16 protein-coding genes are annotated in these 18,806 nt (G+C 61.9%); 10 read left to right on the top strand and 6 right to left on the bottom strand.

The annotated features are described in order from the left end of the window. The coding region (locus tag MPN20_RS07040; RefSeq protein WP_242780791.1) for a helicase C-terminal domain-containing protein at positions 1-1,195 on the top strand (1,195 nt) is incomplete at its 5' end. 509 nt (positions 1,196-1,704) lie between these two features. Here the strand turns inward: MPN20_RS07040 and MPN20_RS07035 are convergent. Next, entirely contained in the window at positions 1,705-2,511 is an 807-nt protein-coding gene (locus tag MPN20_RS07035) for a PaaX family transcriptional regulator C-terminal domain-containing protein (RefSeq protein ID WP_242780790.1), read from the bottom strand. 168 nt (positions 2,512-2,679) lie between these two features. Between MPN20_RS07035 and MPN20_RS07030 the strand changes: the two genes are divergently transcribed. The 9 genes from MPN20_RS07030 to MPN20_RS06990 all read left to right on the top strand — a co-directional run bounded on the left by MPN20_RS07030 (position 2,680) and on the right by MPN20_RS06990 (position 13,580). Next, the gene (locus tag MPN20_RS07030) at positions 2,680-4,107 is read left to right on the top strand and encodes an MFS transporter (protein ID WP_242780789.1); all 1,428 of its coding nucleotides are present in this window, start codon (positions 2,680-2,682) and stop codon (positions 4,105-4,107) included. Then, entirely contained in the window at positions 4,104-5,687 is a 1,584-nt protein-coding gene (locus tag MPN20_RS07025; RefSeq protein ID WP_242780788.1) for a long-chain fatty acid--CoA ligase, read from the top strand. Before MPN20_RS07030 ends, MPN20_RS07025 begins: the two co-directional genes overlap by 4 nt. Then, the gene (locus tag MPN20_RS07020) at positions 5,684-6,538 is read left to right on the top strand and encodes a crotonase/enoyl-CoA hydratase family protein (protein ID WP_242780787.1); all 855 of its coding nucleotides are present in this window, start codon (positions 5,684-5,686) and stop codon (positions 6,536-6,538) included. The genes MPN20_RS07025 and MPN20_RS07020 overlap by 4 nt, the downstream gene beginning before the upstream one ends. Before the next feature lie 11 nt (positions 6,539-6,549). Beyond that, positions 6,550-8,577, top strand: a complete 2,028-nt coding sequence (locus MPN20_RS07015) for an acetoacetate--CoA ligase (protein ID WP_242780786.1) — start codon at positions 6,550-6,552, stop codon at positions 8,575-8,577. Then, positions 8,574-9,512, top strand: a complete 939-nt coding sequence (locus MPN20_RS07010) for a 3-hydroxyacyl-CoA dehydrogenase NAD-binding domain-containing protein (RefSeq protein ID WP_242780785.1) — start codon at positions 8,574-8,576, stop codon at positions 9,510-9,512. The genes MPN20_RS07015 and MPN20_RS07010 overlap by 4 nt, the downstream gene beginning before the upstream one ends. 37 nt (positions 9,513-9,549) lie before the next feature. Next, positions 9,550-10,434 carry an amidohydrolase family protein gene (locus MPN20_RS07005; protein WP_242780784.1) on the top strand — a complete coding sequence of 295 codons (885 nt, stop codon included), beginning with the start codon at positions 9,550-9,552 and terminating at the stop codon, positions 10,432-10,434. Between the two features lie 43 nt (positions 10,435-10,477). Next, positions 10,478-11,077, top strand: a complete 600-nt coding sequence (locus MPN20_RS07000) for a hypothetical protein (RefSeq protein WP_242780783.1) — start codon at positions 10,478-10,480, stop codon at positions 11,075-11,077. A 1,062-nt stretch (positions 11,078-12,139) separates the two neighbouring features. Then, positions 12,140-13,240: an NAD(P)-dependent alcohol dehydrogenase gene (locus tag MPN20_RS06995; RefSeq protein WP_242780782.1), complete on the top strand. Its 1,101-nt coding sequence runs from the start codon at positions 12,140-12,142 to the stop codon at positions 13,238-13,240. A gap of 142 nt (positions 13,241-13,382) precedes the next feature. Beyond that, positions 13,383-13,580: a hypothetical protein gene (locus MPN20_RS06990; protein ID WP_242780781.1), complete on the top strand. Its 198-nt coding sequence runs from the start codon at positions 13,383-13,385 to the stop codon at positions 13,578-13,580. Between the two features lie 15 nt (positions 13,581-13,595). Here MPN20_RS06990 and MPN20_RS06985 read toward each other — a convergent pair whose 3' ends face one another. The 5 genes from MPN20_RS06985 to MPN20_RS06965 form a co-directional block, all read right to left on the bottom strand. Continuing rightward, positions 13,596-14,354: an SDR family oxidoreductase gene (locus MPN20_RS06985; RefSeq protein WP_242780780.1), complete on the bottom strand. Its 759-nt coding sequence runs from the start codon at positions 14,352-14,354 to the stop codon at positions 13,596-13,598. 49 nt (positions 14,355-14,403) lie between these two features. After that, positions 14,404-15,405 (bottom strand): acetamidase/formamidase family protein, encoded by a 1,002-nt coding sequence (locus tag MPN20_RS06980; RefSeq protein ID WP_242780779.1) that lies wholly within the window; start codon positions 15,403-15,405, stop codon positions 14,404-14,406. Between the two features lie 82 nt (positions 15,406-15,487). Continuing rightward, a complete protein-coding gene (locus MPN20_RS06975; protein WP_242780778.1) occupies positions 15,488-16,090 on the bottom strand; it encodes a PadR family transcriptional regulator in 603 nt (200 codons plus the stop codon). Between the two features lie 86 nt (positions 16,091-16,176). Continuing rightward, positions 16,177-17,580 (bottom strand): aminomethyl transferase family protein, encoded by a 1,404-nt coding sequence (locus MPN20_RS06970; RefSeq protein ID WP_242780777.1) that lies wholly within the window; start codon positions 17,578-17,580, stop codon positions 16,177-16,179. Positions 17,581-17,668: 88 nt separating this feature from the next. Continuing rightward, positions 17,669-18,514 carry a methylenetetrahydrofolate reductase gene (locus MPN20_RS06965; RefSeq protein ID WP_242780776.1) on the bottom strand — a complete coding sequence of 282 codons (846 nt, stop codon included), beginning with the start codon at positions 18,512-18,514 and terminating at the stop codon, positions 17,669-17,671. Positions 18,515-18,806: the final 292 nt, after the last annotated feature.

Here is an 18,806-nt window from a genome sequence, read left to right as displayed (position 1 = left end):
ACTGCTCATCAGTGAAGACTCGGTGTCGTTGCTGTGTAGTCACGTCTCCACCGTGCCAGTCCTGGAATGGTCAATAAAGGAGACACGCCCTAGCTCAACAGCAAGCCTCGCCGAACACATCCAAGAGGCGCTGAACCTGTCGGAAGAGCATCAAGCAGAAACTGTCCAGATCGACTCCGCAACTGCGCAGTTGGCCGCCTTTTCTCCCGGCAACGTCGCCCTGCGGTCTATCCGTTCGCTCGCGCACGGGTCGCCAATCGCCGACAAAGTGATATGGCAGACGGCGTTCCGGCTTTCCGAGGGACTCCGTTCGCTATTCAACCGCCCAGAATCAGTAGCGCTGCTGACCGAGCTCTACACCGACAATTCCCCATATTGGCGCAAAGTCCTCAATTACTGTGCCGATGGAAATTTGCGCTCGGTTCTCGACGAGTATCTGTTCCAGTTGCACAGCGAGACCGGTTCCAAAGAGTTGGACGGCAAGACCCTTGAGAACATGGTCGAGACGGCAGTAGGGGCTTTGACCTTCAAAACAGCGAACTACACCGCCCGCACCGCCGATGGCGAACGTCAGAAGATTCGCTTCTCGTCGGGATTCGCAGTTCGATACGGGTCGGCTCAGTCATCAGAAGGAGAATCGTCAACCGCGCGCATGTCCGAAGTGCGCGGCGCATTCAATAGTCCTTTTGCACCCTTCGTCCTCGCCTCCACCAGTGTGGGCCAAGAGGGAATTGACTTCCACTGGTGGAGTCATTCTGTTGTCCATTGGAATGTGCCGTCCAATCCTGTCGACTTCGAACAGCGTGAAGGTAGAGTCAACCGATTCGGTGGCCACGCAGTCCGCAAGAATATTGCTCAGAAACATTGGGCAGACATATTGGAAGGAAATGACCCGTTTGCGTGGCGGGACGCATCCTCGGCAGCTGAGGCGGAGGCGGAGGCTGCTGAGCTTGGCGATTTTTACCCGTGGTGGATGTATCCGGGCGACGCCAGAATTAACCGCATCATCGCGAAGTATCCGCTGAGCAAGGACGTTGCCCGTTACGAACGCCTCAAGGACGCGCTTGTCAGCTACCGGCTCGCTTTGGGGCAGCCGCGGCAAGAGGACATGCTCGAATTGTTGGATAAGCGCGGAATCGACGGTTCCACGATTCCTCCCATCGATCTGCGAGCGCCGAAAAGACAAACGGAGTGATTCTCAATCCACTTGCGCGTCTACTGTGTCGACCGCCCAGAGGCCTCCTGAGAGATCGTCCTGATCGGAGCGAGCTGCCAGTGCGCTCAGATCAAAGATCAGTAGTCCATCGATTTTGCCCCAGCTCCACAGCAAGACGTCGAAGACCCGCCGCGTAGACAGGTCAGGCCAATTCACCGACTGCCGAAGTCGTTCCGCCCGTCTTTCCAAATACTCGCCAGCCTCGTCGAACGTCTCCCACCAGAGCTGCCAGTCGTCTCGCCTGCCCAGTTGCACAACCCGATCGACCACAGAGTCTTCGATCGGAATCAGGTGGGGGCGTTTTCACGTCGAACCGGCGGTCGATTCGGTCAGTGTCGAGGTGATCTGGCTCTCGGGCGCTCACGTGGCAGCCCGGGTGCAGGCGCTCGTCGAGTTCGCTCTTGACCATACACGGAAATGGAGGCCTCAACACATCAGTGGTCAGACACTCTCGATCCCCCTCGCGCCACAAGAGCCACCCGACACAATCATCCGAAGTCGTCAAGATCTCCAGCAAAGTACCCCGCCAGGACAGATGACTCTCCACGTGCCAGAGAAGCACCCAGCCCTCGAAACAGCTCACCCTGCGTAGTCCCCGACCACTCGTCGGGCAGCAGTCCCGCTGGCAGCTGCGGGTCAGTCCGTGTCAACGTCAGCCAGTCGAAGTGGAGCTCGACGCGCTTGACCAGCGCGTCCACCGGCGACAGAGACTCGGGATCAACGCTCCGCCACTTCTCGCCGAATGCCTCATAGTCGGCTGCCAGCTCCCCTAGGTCGAACGCGCCGACTAGCATCTCGTCGGTCGTCGGGAGCTGAGGCCTGCCATAGACGACGATCGGGGAAATTTCGGACTGCTCCGGACCGAGGATCGCAGTGACATCATGTTGACCAGGCGCCACCCAAGGGCCTCCGTCGACCTGACCGAATCCGGCCCATGACAATCTCGATGACATCTGATGACGCAGAGTCCTCTTCGACTCGGGCACCTGGATGCGCACGAAGGTCCATCGGCCATCCCAGTCCTGCGGCTGCCACCCGGCAAACATCTTCTCCTGGCCCTCGCGGAGAATTGTCCGGCCCCGATCGGACAGAGTGTAGAACGTCTTGCGCCCTTCCTTATGTCGCACGATGAACTTCTTCGCCGTCATCCGCTGCAGCACAGACCTCGACGCCGACTCCCCCACACCCAACTTGCCCATGACGAAGACGATCGACGCACCACTCAGCGGCCTGGGGTCATCGAGCATGTGCACACCAGCGAGCGCGAAGAAGAGTGACTGAGGCTGAACCGTCATGCCTCTACTTTACGGTCTCCGGTTCACCGCGAAGATTAATATATCGCAATTCATTGACGCGACAACGTAATGTTGCATAGTATCGACGAGAGCCCGGTCAGAGACGATCGGGTTTCCTCCCCCACCACACATCGCAATCATCCGAGCCACCAAATCAGCGAGGATCACATGGCTTCCGCGAACTCCACACCAACCAAATCGACACCGATGCTCAAACGAGCAGCCGCCTCGGCGTACTTGGGCAGTGTCATCGAGTACTACGACTTCTTCGTCTATTCCGTCTGCGCCGCCCTCGTCTTCAAGGACGTCTTCTTCTCCAACCTCACCCCAGCCGTCGGCACACTGGCCAGCTTGGCCACATTCGCCACCGGCTATCTGGCACGCCCCCTGGGCGGCATCATCTTCGGCCACTTCGGCGACAAACTCGGCCGCAAGCGGATGCTCGTCGTCAGCATGTTCACCATCGGCATCGCCTCCACCGCGATCGGCCTGCTGCCCACCTATGACCAGGCGGGGCTCATCGCACCGGTCCTCCTCATCCTCATCCGCGTCATCCAGGGTGTCGCGATCGGCGGCGAATGGGGCGGCGCCATGCTCATGTCAGCCGAGCACGCCACCAAGAACCGCGGCTTCTGGGCCAGCTTCACCAGCGCCGGGGCACCCACCGGTCAGCTGGTCTCCGCGCTCGTCATCGCCGGCACCCTGGCAGCCATGGGCCCGGATGCCTTCATCGCCTGGGGCTGGCGCCTGCCGTTCCTCGCCTCGATCCTCCTGCTGATCATCGGCGTCATCGTCCGTTCCGCCGTCGACGAGTCTCCCGAGTTCCTCGCAGCGAAGAAGCGCACACCCAAGCGCGGCCTCCCGATCATCGCGACCCTGCGCAAACAACCGCTCACCCTGGTGCTCGCAGTCGGCGTGGGACTCTCCGCGTTCATGTTCCAAGGCCTGCTCACCACGTACTCCATCGCCTACGGCGTCCAGATCGGCATCGAACGACAGACAATCCTCAACGCCCTGTCCTTCTCCTCCTTCTTCGCGATCTTCGGCATCATCGGCTGGTCCCGCCTCTCCGACACGATCGGGCGCAGGCCACTCGTCATCGCCGGTGCCGTGCTCATCGCGGTCTGGGGCTTCGCCCTCTTCCCCATGCTGGAGACGAAGAACGGCCTCATCATCACCATCGGCATGATCGTCGGCCAAGGCATCATCCACCCGATGATCTACGGCCCACTGGCCGGCCTCTACTCGGAGCTCTTCGACACCGAACACCGCTACACCGGAGCTTCCCTGGGCTATCAGATCGCCGGCATCGGTGCGGGCATCTCCCCGGTCCTCTTCGCCGCGATCATGAGCTCGACGGGTTCGCCCTCGACCATTCCGCTCTCGATCATCATCACGGTCGTCGCCGCCCTCAGCATCTTCTGCATCTGGCGCCTGGGAGAGACGAAATCACGAACTCTGTCCGACCAGCACTTCGCTGAGACGCCTGTTGCCGACACCTCGGCCCCCAGCACATCCACTCCCGCCAGCGCTGCCGCCAGGACTGCACCGGCGACCGACACCCCACCAGCAGCCGTGGAAGGACCGACTCCTTGACCTTCACCCACCCCAGCCTGGCCCGGCTCTCCGAACGCCAGGCCATCGACTACGGCGAGAAGACCGCGATCACCTTCGCTGGCATCGACTACTCGTACGTCCAGATGCACGAATGCACACTGGGCCGGGCTGCCGACCTCCACTCGCGGGGCATCCGCCGAGGCGACCGGGTCGCCTACCTCGGACCCAACCACCCAGCGCTCATCGAAGTCCTGCTTGCCTGCCTGCGCCTTGGTGCCATCTTTATCCCGCTCAACTGGCGCCTGGCCCCGGCCGAGCTCGATTTTCAGCTGACCAACGCCGAGGTGTCACTGCTCATCCTCGCCCCCGAGCATTCCGCGACCGCCGAGGGGCTGACCGTCGACGTCGCTCGGGTCGCGGTGGACTGGGACCCGGCCCCCACCTCGGCGATGGTGCCTGCGGTCCCCGCAGCCGAGGTCACAGGCGACGAACCGGCGTTCCTCCTCTTCACCTCCGGGACCACCGGGCGGCCGAAGGGCGCGGTGCTGACGCACGCGAACCTGCTGTGGAACTCCTTCAACCTCCTGCTCAACACCGATCTCACCGCCGACGACGCCACGCTGGTCACCGCTCCCCTCTTCCACGTCATCGGCCTTAACCAGCAGGTGATGACCAGCTACCTGCGCGGCGGGCGCATGCTCATCGAGTCCAAGTGGAACGTGGATCGCGCCTTCGACGCCATCGAGCACGAGGGGCTGACCTGGATGGCCGGTGTGACAACTATGTTCGCTGACATGCTCCAGTCGCCGAGGTGGGAGACCGCTGACCTGTCATCGCTGCGATTCGTCAACTCCGGCGGCGCGCCGATCCCTGTCTCACTGATCCAGGCGTACCAGGCGAAGGACATCATGTTCTGCCAGGGTTATGGACTCACCGAGACCTCCCCCGGGTGCACCTTCCTGCCCGCAGCGTTTGCCCTGGACAAGGCCGGGTCGGCCGGACGGGCTGTGCCCTTCACCGAGGTCGAGGTCCGTGACGCCTCGGGCAATGCCTGCTCGGCGGGAGTCAACGGTGAGATCGTCGTCCGCGGGCCCAATGTCACGAGCGGCTACTGGAACAATACGGCCGCCACCGATACGGCGTTTTCCCCCGGCGGCTGGTTCCACACCGGCGACATCGGGTACCTCGACGAGGACGGATTCCTCTTCATCGTCGACCGCCTCAAGGACATGTTCATCTCTGGTGGGGAGAACGTCTATCCCGCCGAGGTGGAATCCATCCTCTTCGATCACCCGGCCGTCGCCGAGGCCGCCGTTGTCGCCGCTGCCGACGACCGTTGGGGCGAGGTGGGGCACGCGTTCATCGTCGTCTCCGCCGAAGCTCAGGCGCAGCAGCCGAGCGCTTCCGAGCTTCGGGACTTCCTGCTGGCCCGCCTGGCCAAGTACAAGGTGCCGAGGTACTTCGACTTCGTTGATTCCCTGCCGCGCACCGGCTCCGGCAAGGTGCACAAGGTCTCCCTGCGCACCACCGGAGGCCTCGGCGCCCACTCGACCACCGAGCCCTCAGACCACGACACTGACAACTCAGCACCAGCACCAGCACCAAAGGACAACGCATGACCGACCTCCCGACCTCCCACCTCACCGACGGCGCCACCAGCGCAGGCACCTCTGCGGGCACCTCTGCGCAACCGACTACCGTCGACATGTCGGACACGCTTCGCTTCACCACCGAGGGCGACATCGGCATCCTCACCCTCGACCGCCCGGCCAAGCGCAACGCTCTGGACGACGCGACGGTGGCCAGCCTCGGCGAGTTCTTCCGCACCCCACCCGAGGTCTCCGCGATCATCCTCAACTCCACCGGCGATCACTTCTGCGCCGGCCTCGACCTGTCAGAGATGGCCGAACGCGACGCCGTGGCCGGCCTCCACCACTCGCGGGGCTGGCACACGACGATGAACCGGATCACCGAGTCCCAGATCCCCGTCGTCGCCGTCCTCCAGGGCGGAGTCATCGGCGGTGGACTCGAACTCGCCTCCGCCGCACACCTGCGGGTAGCCGAAGAGACCGCGTACTTCGCCCTACCCGAGGGCAAACGAGGACTCTTCGTCGGCGGCGGCGCCTCTGTCCGAGTCCCCCGCCTCATCGGACTGAGCCGCGTCCAGGACATGATGCTCACCGGCCGTCGATTCAACGCGGTCGAGGCGGAAGCCATCGGACTCGTCAACTACCGCGTCGGCACTGGTGAAGGACTAGCCAAGGCTCGCGAACTCGCCGCTTCGATCGCCTCGAACTCCCCGGTGACGAACTACGCGATCACCCAGGCACTGCCGCGCATCGTCGAATCCGGCCGCGACGAGGGCTACATGATGGAGTCCCTCATGGCCACCGTCGCCCAGTCGAGCACCGAGGCCAAGGAACTCATGCGCGCCTTCCTCGACGGCTCCGGCCCCAAAGTCACGAAGTGAGAGGACCCGATATGTCGACAATCATCCGCGAGGTTCCCACTGATGCTCTCGAGACCAGCCGCATCGGCGACTTCCTCAGCTGGGTCAACCAGAAATTCGGGTTCACGTTCAGCAGCTGGGACGAGCTCTACACCTGGTCCATCACCGACATCGAGGACTTCTGGGAAGCCGTCTGGGAGTACTTCGGCGTCCAGTCCCACAGCCCGTACACTTCGGTGCTCGAGGAACGGGTCATGCCGCACGCTCAGTGGTTCGCTGGAGCAACACTCAACTACGCCGAGCGCTCCTTCGGCACTCCCGACCAGGCCGTCGATGTGGCCGTGACCGCGGTGTCTCAGACTCGCGAATGCTTCACTCTGACGTTCGCCGAACTGCGCACTGAGGTCGCCAGAGTCCGCGCCGGGCTCGTGGATTTGGGCGTGACCAAGGGTGATCGGGTGGTCGGCTATCTGCCCAATCAGCCCGAGGCGCTCGTCGCGTTCCTCGCCTCGGCCACTCTCGGCGCGATCTGGGCCAGCTGTGCTCCCGAGTTCGGCACGCAGTCCGTCATCGACCGCTTCAGCCAGGTCGAACCCACCGTGCTCTTCGCCATCCCCGGATACATGTACGGCAACAAGACCGTCGACCGCAGCGCCGAACTCACCGAGGTCCTCGCAGCACTCCCCACACTGACCCACCTCGTGTCCCTCGACTACGGGGACTTCACCCTCGATGACGACACCCGCGAACAGTTCACCACCGGAACGGGACTCGACCACGCGGTCGACGTCGTTGACTATGCGGGACTCGGGACCGCCTCGGCGGGTGGGTCAGCGGAATTGGAATTCGAGGCCGTGCCGTTCGACCATCCGCTGTTCATCCTCTTCTCCTCCGGCACGACGGGCAAGCCGAAGGCCATCGTGCACAGCCACGGCGGCATCCTGCTCGAGACGCTGAAGAACCACGGGCTGCACTTCGATCTGGGCCCGGGCAGCCAGTTCTGCTGGTTCTCCACGACCGCATGGATGATGTGGAACACCCTGGTCGGCGGGCTGCTCCTCGGATCGGGAATCGTCATGATCGACGGCAATCCGAACTACCCCGATCCCAAGGAACTCTGGCGCATCGCCGCGAACACGAAGGCGACCCTCATGGGCGTGGCTCCCGGGGCGATCATGTCCGCGCGCAAGGCCGGGTTCAACCCCACCCAGGAATTCGACCTGTCCGCCGTCGCACAGTTCGGAGCCGCCGGCGCACCTCTGCCCGCCGAGGGCTACGAATGGGTCATGGACCAGTTCGGCCAGTCGGTGCTGCTCAACGTCGGCTGCGGCGGAACCGATGTGTGCACCGGCATCCTCCAAGCCTCACCGCTGACCCCCGTGTACTCCGGTGAGATGTCGGGGGCCTCCCTCGGATTCGCCGCCACTGCCTTCGACACATCCGGCAATGAGGTCATCGATGATCTGGGCGAACTCGTCATCACCCAGCCGACACCGTCCATGCCCGTGACCTTCTGGGGTACCGACGGCGATGCCCGCTACGCGGCCGCGTACTTCGACAAATACCCCGGCATCTGGCGCCACGGCGACTGGGCGAAGTTCACCAGCGGCGGCGGGGTCGTCGTCACCGGCCGTTCCGACGCCACCCTCAACCGGGGTGGGGTGCGGCTGGGCACCGCGGACTTCTATTCCGTGCTTGACACCCTCGCCGAGGTAGCCGATGCCCTGGTCATCCACCTCGAGGATCCCGATGGTGGGATGGGCGAACTCGTCCTCTTCGTCCAATGTGAGCCCGGTGTGTCGTTCACCTCTGAGCTCTCGGACCGGATTTCGCGTGAGCTGAAGACGCGGCTCTCGCCTCGTCACGCCCCCGACGAGGTGGTTCCGGTGACCCGGATCCCGCTGGGTCGGACTGGCAAGAAGCTCGAAGTCCCAGTCAAACGCATCGTTCAGGGCGCGACCGCCGATTCGGTGGCGAGCGCCGGAGCTCTGCAGGACCCACGCTCTCTCGACGAGTATGTGGAGTATGCGCAATTGCGGAAGGCGAAGGTGAACGCATGAGCACACAGTCGATCAACCTGGCGATCATCGGCACCGGAGTCATCGGGGCCGCCTGGGCGACCGGGTTTCTGACGGCAGGGCACAGGGTCACGGCATTCGACCCGGCTGAAGGAGCTGAGGAACGGCTGCGCGAGCAGGTGACCAACTGTGTTGAGGATGCCGGTTCGGGCAGTGCCGCCTCACTGCTGGACAACCTCACCTTCGCGCCCAGCCTCGCCGAGGCGGTCGCCGGTGCCGACTTCGTGCAGGAGAACGGCCCCGAGCGTCTCGAGGTCAAGCAGTCGATGCTCGCCGAGATCGACGCCGCAGCACCCGAGTCCGCGATCATCGCCTCCTCCACGTCCGGGTTCTCCCCCAGCCAGTTGAACGCACAGGCGAGGAAGGCGCCGGGACGCATCGTCGTCGGTCATCCGTTCAACCCGGCCCACCTGGTTCCCCTGGTCGAGGTCGTCCCCTCAGCGGACACCTCGGCGGCGGTCGTCGATCGCGCTCTGGAGGTCTACCGGGCGATCGGGAAGAAACCGATCCTCGTCCGCGCCGAACTCCCCGGCCATGTGGCCAACCGCCTCCAGGCTGCCATGTGGCAGGAAGCGTACTCACTCGTCGAGCGCGGAGTCGTCACCGTGAGTGACATCGACACCGCGATCTCCTACGGGCCTGGCCTGCGCTGGGCCATCCTCGGACCGCTCGCGCAGCAGTCCCTGTCGGGTGGTGCCGGCGGAATGCGGCACGTACTCGACCATCTGGGGCCACCACAGGAGGTGTGGATGCGCGACCTCAGACAGGTCCACCTCGGCGAGGATCTCAAGGAGAAGCTCATCTCCGGCGTTGATGAGGAACTTCGAGGTCGTGACCCGGCGGTCCTCGCCAAGCAGCGCGACGACATGCTCCTCGAACTCATCGCCCTCAAACGTAAGTACGGCGAGCTGCCGTGACCTGCCGCATCACAATCATCAGCATCGAAGGACACTCATGATCTATCAACCCAACATCGACCTCTCAAAGATCACCGCGATCGACGTGCACACCCATGTCGAGGCCGACGACCACCAGCACACGTCGCTCGATCAAGAACTCCTCGACGCCTCGGCGGGATACTTCAAGGCACCGGTCCCCCGCACGCCCACCGTCGATGACCTCGCCGCCTACTACCGGGAACGCAACATGGCCGCGGTGATCTTCACCGTCGATGCCAGGACCGCCTTGGGTGGGCATCCCCCGGTGTCGTCGGAGATGATCGCCCAGAAGGCTGCCGAACACAATGATGTCCTCATTCCGTTCGGATCCGTCGATCCTCACAATGTCGCCGAGGCGGTCGCCCGGGTCCAGGACCTCGCCGTGAACTACGGGGTCAGGGGCATGAAATTCCACCCGAGCCTGCAGGACTTCGACCCCAGCGAACGCAAGTACTACCCGATCTACGAAGCCTGCGCCGAGCACGGACTCGTTGCACTCTTCCACACCGGCCAGACGGGAATCGGTGCCGGACTGCCCGGTGGCCGCGGCATCAAACTCCGATACTCGGACCCGATGCTCCTCGATGACGTGGCCGCTGATCTGCCGGAACTCACAATGATCTTCGCCCACCCCTCGGTTCCATGGGCCGATGCCTCGATCTCGATCGCCACCCACAAGGCCAACGTCTACATCGACCTCTCCGGCTGGTCACCGAAGTACTTCCCACCACAGCTGACCCGTGCCATCGGGTCGATGCTCAAGACGAAGACTCTCTTCGGCTCCGACTTCCCACTCATCACCCCCGAGCGGTGGATCAACGACTTCGAAGGCCTGGGCATCAAGGAAGAAGCCGTGCCGCTGATCATGAAGGAGAACGCGGTGCGGGTGCTGGGGTTGTGAAGTTATCATTGTGATACGCCGTATCACAGCGTAAAATCGATGCATGAGCATCGAATCCGCATCTATCTACGAATGGGAAGACCGGCTGAGCAAGGCGATCAGCCGGCGCGGTCTATCAGTATCGCCACAAGATTTCCTGGCCGTACTGTCCGACGTCGCGGACCATTCGGCACCATTGACACGCGGCGATAAAGATTTCCTCACGACTTATGCGGGGCTCAGCGATGAGGATCTGACGCAGGAAGCCGTTGACGCCGCTGATACTGAGATTGCTGCCAACCGGTCGGCAGCGGCAAGAGACGTGAAAGAGAAGTCCTACGACACTCAGGAAGTCGCTGCTGTCCTGAAGATGGCGCCGGCGAATGTCCGTCGCGCCGTCCGTGAAGGAGCACTGTTTTCAGTCAAGACTTCTCCGGCGGGGCACCATTTATTCCCCAGATGGCAGTTCCCCTACGGGCGAGCGCTACCGGGGCTGAACGCAGCGATCAGCGCCTTGCCACGCAGCTATCATCCGCTGGAAATCGAAGAGTTCATGACCGAAGAGTCGGAAGCACTTCGCGGAATGTCGCCCGTGACGTGGTTGGCCGAAGGCGGCAACGTCGACGAAGTAGTGACCCTTGCCGATGAAATGGCATGGGAATGAGTGCGAAGAACCCTCGCACTCCGCTTGGCCCATTAGTGATCGATAGATCCGACATCAAGACTTTCAGCGCGAAGGACCCACTTTTCCGCATCCACACAGTTCAGGGGCAGCACCCCATGCAATGGAACGGGCTTCGCGAATTCGGGCCACTGCGCCAAATGCGTTGGGATCCGCAGCCACTGCCGCGCGACTTTCACCCGGGATTCGGAGTCGCCTATTGCGCGACGGATCCCACGACAGCTTTTGCCGAGGTCTTTCAATCGCGGCGAATCATTCGAGTCACATCCACGCGAGCCCTCAGCGCGTGGATGCCATCTCGGGAGCTGAAACTGCTTGATCTCACCGGACTGTGGGCAACTCGAAACGGAGCCTCCGCTTCACTGCACTCAGCACCCAAATCCACGTGCCGCGCATGGGCGCAGGCTATCCATGTCGAGGGAGCAAAAGTCCACCTCGACGGGATCTACACGCCTTCGACAATGACGTTGGAGCCGATGGTAGTGCTCTTCTCTTCGGCACTGTCCGCCTTTCCGACAGCTCCTCACTTTTCTGAGCTCTTGACGCACCAAGCAGTGAAGGTCATGGCGACGAAGTCCGCACAGTCGCTTAACTGGCCCATTCTCTAGAACCGTCCCTGGCGAGCAATACCACCGACGTTCTGTTAGATACTCCGGTGAGAATTGCCGTCTATACACTGATGGCATAACCCTCGCCGTCTGGACCTGAGCCATCGTCACCGTGATCGGTTCGATCGTCAGCGGTGGGTACGCGATTGCCGGGTTGCGGGCTGCTGCCGGCAATGCTCGGACGACATCGATGTATACGTTGGGCTGCCCTCATCTGGATGCTCAGTTCCTGATCGCCACGAACGCCCGCTGAACTCGGACCAGTGCCAAGAGGTGACCGACTAGACACAGCCCATATAAGCATTCATTGATATAGTTGAAATCCAACAGATTGGCGATGATAAACCAGTTGCCGGTTGCACCTCTCCCCTGTGAAGATGTCTCAGAACTGGCAATTGCAGCCAATCGTTCACTACTTGCTCTATGAGGAGGAATTATGAAGGTCAATGCTGCAGTCGCTACAGCGCCACAGACTGATTTGGATATCCGAGAGCTCACCCTCGACGAACCGCGAGCCGACGAAGTGACGGTTCGGATGGTTGCCTCCGGTGTCTGCCACACGGATGCAATCGTCCGCGACCAGTGGTATCCGACTCCGCTTCCCGCCGTGCTCGGTCACGAAGGATCAGGAATCGTCGAAGCCGTCGGCGCGGATGTCGTCGATCTCAAGGTCGGCGACAAGGTTGTCCTGGCGCCCGCGTCCTGCGGAGTCTGCGAGAACTGCATCGCCGGGCACCCGCAGTACTGCGTCGAGTTCTACGATCTGAACTTCGGCGGCAGCAGGAAAGACGGAAGCACAATGTTCGACGACAACGGCACCGCCGTATCCTCGAACTTCTTCGGCCAGTCGTCGTTTGCCACGGCCTCGAACGTCCGCGCCCGCAACGCCGTCAAGATCGATGACGATGCTCCGGTCGAGCTCCTCGGCCCCTTGGGCTGCGGCATCATGACCGGGTCCGGCGCGGTCCTCAACGTCCTCAAGCCCTCACCTGGTGAGTCCATCGCAGTCTTCGGCACCGGAGCAGTCGGGCTGTCCGGCATGCTCGCCGCCAAGGCTGCAGGCGCCACCACAATCATCATGGTCGATATCATCCCGTCGCGGTTGGAATTCGCCAAGGAGCTCGGCGCAACCCACGTCGTCAACTCCAAGGAGACCGACCCGGTGGAGGCCATCCGCGAAATCACCGGAGGCCGTGGCGTCAGCTATGCGCTCGACACCACAGGCGTTCCTCCGGTGTTCTCGCAGATGACCAAGTCGCTGGCCCTACGAGGCCACGGTGCACTCGTCGGTGCGGCCAAGCTCGGAACTGAAGCTCCTTTCGACATCGGCACACTGCTGACCAGCGGAATCAACGTCTCGATGGTCGTTGAAGGCGATGCCCTGCCTCGCGAGTTCATCCCCAAGCTGATCTCGCTGCACGAGCGCGGAATGTTCCCGTTCGACAAGCTCGTCAAGACCTACGACTTCAAGGACATCAACCAGGCATTCGCCGACAGCGAGTCGGGTTCAACGATCAAACCCATCATCGTGTATTGATCCGTCGTGTACTGATCTATCGGTGATTGGACCAGCGCGTGGGGAATCTCATTCGAGTTTCCTCACGCGCTTCTCTATACCCTGACTCGAGCCGCGCGTAGACTGGCCGCCACCTCACATTCGACAGCGAAGGGTGAACATCGTGCCGATCGAAGACGGTATCCGCAAAGCCGCGAAGAACCTCGACGAAGCCGCCAACGCGGCACCAACTTCTCAGCTTCCCGATGACAGCGAATTCGGCATAAAGGACGAGAACGCAGACAAGAAAGACCAAGTCGAGTCGGAGGACGAACACGAGGACTCCAACGACTCTAACGACATCGACGACTCCGACAGCTGAGCCTTCCGCCTAGTTTCAGAACTGGATACCGCGGGTCAATGCTCCATCGATCAGTAGGTTCGCGCCAGTGGTGCGACTCGACAGCGGACTCGACAAGAACACGACGCTCGCTGCCGTCTCCTCAGGCGTGCCCATCCGTCCAGTGGGATTCAGGCTCATCGCCTGCGCGAACAGTTCGGGGTCGGACGATTCGATTCCGGGCCACACTCCATCCTCGTGATAGGTGTTGCCCGGTGACACAGTATTGACCCTGACCCCCTTGTCGGCAAGGCTGAGCGCGAGCCCGGCCATATAGCCGATGATCGCGGTCTTCATCGTGCCATAAGGGCCTGAAGCGAAGTCAGCTTCTCTCCCCGAGACGCTCGAGATGGAGATCAGCGAGGCGACCTCACTCTTCTCCAAATGCGGACTCGTGAGCTTCGACAGATGCACCGTGCCCATCATGTCGACGTTGAACGACTCGTACCAGTTCTCTTCTGTATCCGGAATCGCCAAGGCACTGACACTGTTGACGACCATGTCGATTCCGCCGAACTCGGCAGCTGTGGCCTCAACCCACGCAGACAGGGACGTGGCGTCGCTGACGTCGAGTACTGTGCCGACGGCTTTTCCTTTTGCAGCCAGGGCCTCTTCCGCCTCGGCGATCTCCGTGCCGTTTCTGGCGCAGAACGCAACGTGTGCGCCTTCCGCGAGGAAGGCCTCGACGATCGCTCGACCGATACCGCGTGTACCACCGGTGACCATTGCTGTCTTTCCGCTGATTCCTAAGTCCACAATGTGCCTTCTTTCTTCTCTGCTCTCATGAGCTAGACCAATGAACGAGCTAGACCAATGAACGGGCGCGATCACGCAGGTCTGCGTGGAGCCCGTCGAACGCGCTGCTCGCTGGCAGCAGGGACTTCTTTATCTTCGTCACGACGCTGTAGTTGGTGTCGACCACATTGGCGACTGGAACCAGGGCGATCTGGGTGAGCAGCTGGTAGGCATCCATGGCGTCCAGTTTGTACAGGTCGCCGAGCCAGCGGATCATCTCCACTTGGGAAATCCGCCATGAGTCCTCCATTGGCCTCGAGGACCCCACAACCATCCAGTGGTCATCATTCTCCAGACGAGGCCAGGCCGGGCCCCCGCCTTTGACCAGGTCGACGATGATTGTTGAGTTCATTGCTCCCTCAACCGCCGTACCGCAAGCTTCTCCTTCACCCTGCCGATAGTGTCCGTCTCCGATGGAGAACATGGCGCCCTCGACGTTGACGCGGAAGTAAGCGGTCGTGCCCACCTTCATCTCTGGGGTGTCCATGTTTCCGCCGTAGCGTTCAGGGGTCAGAGACGAATGCACTTCTCCACCGGCCGGCGCTACACCAACGGTGCCGAGCATGGGCTCGATCGGAAGAGCGACTTCGAAGTCGCCTCGGCGTGTTTGGAATCCAACGGTGCTGGAGGCGGAGTCGATCTCGTAGATCCAGACGCCTTCTGGCAGAGGATCGTGCAGGAGGCTGGTTCTGTCGGTGGCCGTCAGACCGCCGAAGAACGGGATCATCGCCGAGGCTCCCCAACTGCGTGCAGGCGTGAGATCGACGATGTGGATAGCCAAGGTGTCCCCTGGTTCAGCGCCTTCGACGTAGAACGGCCCCGTCTGCGGGTTCAGGAACTGCGGATCAAGCTTCTCACTCGGGATATCAGTGACCGAGGTGATCGCATTGTTGAAGGCGTCCTCGGACCACAGACGCAACGCGGTACCGGGCTTGATTGTGGCGGCCGGTTGGGAACCGCCGAACGTGTAGACGAACTGATTGCGCTCTGGAACAAAGTCAATGACGTCCATACTTGATGTTACGTGACCCAGGTCATAAGGCCAATGGGGTCAGTGATCTCGCACTGTTGTCGTCACCGGCTTAGGCGAAGCCCTACTTCTCCGACTTCGTTGCCTTCGGCCCAAGCTTCTTGCTGAGCTTGATACCGCGTTCGGCCCAGTCGATTTCAGCACGAGCGCGTGCCGCCAGACCTTCGTAGGCGAATCGCTTGTAGGCGACTGTCTCCTCGCGGTCCTCGTCAGCGGTGACGGCGAGGCGGCGGTTGAGCATCGGGGATTCATAGGCGTCGATCGTCGCGATCTCGTCTTCCCAGCATTCCAACTCGCCCATCCAATGAGCGATGTGGCTGTTCAGGAACTCAAGCACAGCGTCGGGGCTGGCCGTCTCCAGGTAGGCAGCTCTCAAATGCGCGGAATCGCGAGTGCGCTGATACTTCAGCGGCGCGTTCATCCATCCGACGAACGCATGCTCCCCCGCGTCGGTGACGTGATAGACGCGGCGCATCCCGGCAGTGCCGCGCACCTGCTCCTCAGCAAAAACAAGCTCCTCCTTCTCCATCTTCCGCAGCTCCGGATAGATCTGCGAGTCCGGAGCATGCCACACATGCCCAACGGACTGGGAGAATTGCTTCTGCAGCTCGTAGCCGGACATCGGCCCGATGCGCAGCAGCGCAAGAATCGCGCTTCGGAGACTCATCGTGGTTCCTATCCTGTGAATCAGCGAGGGGACCCGAACATCTTGTTCAGGCCCCCTCAGACTACAGTTCTCACCGACTGAAGTTCTCAGGACTCGTGACCGGTGCGCCATCCGCCGCGGTACGTCTCGCGAGCGACCGTCGAGTACGGAACCGGGCTGACGACGGCTCTGACCTCGGTCTGCTCATGCTGCTCCACCGATGCCTTCGAGGTGCCGCCGTTCGGTTCGCCCCACACGACCTTGAGCTCAGCGCCTTCGGGAACATCCGGGTTGACCGTGGCCAAGGACAGGCCTCGACGCTCGTTGGCCGAGTACCCGGTGAACATCGAGAAGCCGACAACATTGCCGTCCGCGTCGACGACCGAGTCGTAGTTCGCCGAACCGTAGTTGGCCAACGGCAGGTCGAAGTACTTAAAGTTCGGTCCGTCGACATTGAGCGGGGAGGTCAGGACCTTGCCCAGATCCTCGGCGTCCCAGGCCAAGGTGACCTTCTTGCGCTGCGCCGCCGGGTCCATGGCTTCGAGTGCGCTGCGGCCGATGAAGTCATGGTCGAACTTCACGAACGAACCGTAACCCAGCTCCCATGGAGTCAGGTAGTAGTCCTCGATGTTGTCGGAGACGAACGAGCCGGCAAGCGTGCCCGTAGCCTCGTAGCTGTCAGCGCCGAGCCACTCACGGAAGCCCCGCTCCTCCTCACCCGAGTAGATGGCAGGCAGCGGCGAGGGAATCCAACCCGACTCGAGCGTGTTCGAGGGGTATGCGCGCGAACCGACGGGCAGCAGACCGAATTCGGCCCCCGCCTCGACGATGGCATCACGAATCACATCGTGATCCTCATACGGCCCCCAGACCTCAAGGCCCGGGGCACCGGCCATGCCGTGGCGCAGGGTGCGCACCTGCTTGCCCGCGATCGTCATCGTCGACATGTTGAAGAACTTCAGCTTCTCGAGTTCGCCGCCGTTGAGCTTTTCGATGATCGCCCACGCGCTCGGCCCCTGGATCTGGAACCGGTAGTACCGACGGCTGACCCCATGACCATAGGGCCTTGACGGGGAACGACGGTCGATCTCGATGTCGAGGTTCGAGTAGCCGCCGGTCTCCCCGTGATAGAGCAGCCAGTTCGACGCAGGCGCACGACCGACGTACGTGTACTCGTCCTCTGCCTCATGGAAGAGGATGCCGTCGCCGATCACATGACCCGAGGCCGTCGTCGGCACATACTGCTTGGCCTTGTTGACAGCGAACTTCTCGACGGAGTTGATCGCCGTGTCCGAGATCAGCTTGATGGCGTCCGAGCCTTTGAGGAACACATTGTCCATGTGATGCGACTGGTCGTAGAGCACAGCGGTGTCGCGCCACGCCTGCTGTTCCTTGATCCAGTTCGTGAAATCGGCGGGGACAACCGGGTAGATGTACGATCCGATCTGCGAATTGCGCAGGAAATCGACAGGACTGGTCGAATCGAGAATCTGCTGGAGATTGTCGCTCATGATCGATGAACCTCTCTGTTCTTGTCTCTGTGTGTGGCAGCTGCTTTAAGGTGAGCGCTTGTTGTGCCGTCGGGTATCGGTTTTAGGCCTATGCGGTGAAGTCCTGCACCCATTCGGCTGTGGCCGAGAGCCCACCGAAGGTGTAGAAGTGGGTTTTCACTCCTGATGACTGAGCGGTGATGGACTCATAGGAGGACAGGTCGGTGAGGAATCTGTCCGGTCCGGCGGTGCCGAGGAGGTTCGTCAGCGAGAACCCGTACTTCTTCGCGATTCCGGCACTGGTGCCCACACCGAACCGGCGGGCATAGCCCAGGAGGCGTTTGATGCCTGCGGGCCCGGGCGTGCCGATCCGAAGGTCAGCCTCAATTCCGCGGCTGCGCACTTCATGGACCCACGCCACGACTGCTTCGGCATCGAAGGCGAACTGGGTGAGGACGACTTGACCCAGCCCCTGTTCTGCCAGCGAGGCGCTCTTGGCCGACATGTGTTCCCACAAGATCTCGGTGCTGATGTCGGGGTGGCCCTCGGGGTACCCGGCGATTCCCACCTCAGTCACGCCGTAGTCCTGCAGGATGCCGGTGCGAATGACCGAGAGCGAATCAGAGTAGGGGCCTTCGGGAGTTGCCGGGTCTCCCCCGACGACGAAGACATGGTCACTGGCTCCAGCCTGCTGCAGAGCATCGAGGAACTCGCGCAGCTCGGACTCTGACTTCAGTCTGCGGGCCGGGATGTGAGGGACGGGAACGAACCCGAGTTCGAGCACTTCCTTGGCGGCTTCGACACGCATTTCCAGATTCTCGTTACCGAGGAACGTGACGTTGACGCGTGTTCCTTGCGGAATCGCGTGGGCGGCCTGCTGAAGGCTGGGCACGTCTTTGCCTGTCATCTCCAGGGAGAAGTCGTCGAGCACGGTGGTTGCGGTTGTTGCCTCCACGTGGTGATTCCTTTCGTGAACACTGCGGTGGGTTCCTGAAATCACTATACGCATAGGCATTTACCTATGTCCATAGGTAAATGGTTTCTCGCTGATGAACCCAGGGTCGATGGAACCTGAGCCGATGGAACCTGGGCCGATGACACCTGGGCCGATGACACCTGGGTGCAATCGACCCGCTCGGCAAGGCGCCGCCATTGCCCGAGCCTGAAGCCACTGATAATGTGCTGAGCGTCACGCTTTACCTATCGTCATAGGTATCCAGCAATGATGCGGATGCTTATCTCACCAC

The organism is Brevibacterium sp. ZH18 (assembly GCF_022748595.1).
In the GTDB taxonomy this organism is placed as follows: Bacteria; Actinomycetota; Actinomycetes; order Actinomycetales; family Brevibacteriaceae; genus Brevibacterium.
Note: the sequence above shows the minus strand (reverse complement) of the source record. Positions and strands in the feature narration are given on the sequence as shown.

Excerpts from the sequence above, each read along its gene's own strand:
- MPN20_RS07030 (WP_242780789.1), top strand. The coding sequence starts at position 2,680 with ATGGCTTCCGCGAACTCCACACCAACCAAATCGACACCGATGCTCAAA.
- MPN20_RS07035 (WP_242780790.1), bottom strand. The coding sequence starts at position 2,511 with ATGACGGTTCAGCCTCAGTCACTCTTCTTCGCGCTCGCTGGTGTGCAC.
- MPN20_RS07000 (WP_242780783.1), top strand. The coding sequence starts at position 10,478 with ATGAGCATCGAATCCGCATCTATCTACGAATGGGAAGACCGGCTGAGC.
- MPN20_RS06970 (WP_242780777.1), bottom strand. The coding sequence starts at position 17,580 with ATGAGCGACAATCTCCAGCAGATTCTCGATTCGACCAGTCCTGTCGAT.
- MPN20_RS06980 (WP_242780779.1), bottom strand. The coding sequence starts at position 15,405 with ATGGACGTCATTGACTTTGTTCCAGAGCGCAATCAGTTCGTCTACACG.
- MPN20_RS07015 (WP_242780786.1), top strand. The coding sequence starts at position 6,550 with ATGTCGACAATCATCCGCGAGGTTCCCACTGATGCTCTCGAGACCAGC.
- MPN20_RS07005 (WP_242780784.1), top strand. The coding sequence starts at position 9,550 with ATGATCTATCAACCCAACATCGACCTCTCAAAGATCACCGCGATCGAC.
- MPN20_RS06995 (WP_242780782.1), top strand. The coding sequence starts at position 12,140 with ATGAAGGTCAATGCTGCAGTCGCTACAGCGCCACAGACTGATTTGGAT.
- MPN20_RS07020 (WP_242780787.1), top strand. The coding sequence starts at position 5,684 with ATGACCGACCTCCCGACCTCCCACCTCACCGACGGCGCCACCAGCGCA.
- MPN20_RS07010 (WP_242780785.1), top strand. The coding sequence starts at position 8,574 with ATGAGCACACAGTCGATCAACCTGGCGATCATCGGCACCGGAGTCATC.
- MPN20_RS06975 (WP_242780778.1), bottom strand. The coding sequence starts at position 16,090 with ATGAGTCTCCGAAGCGCGATTCTTGCGCTGCTGCGCATCGGGCCGATG.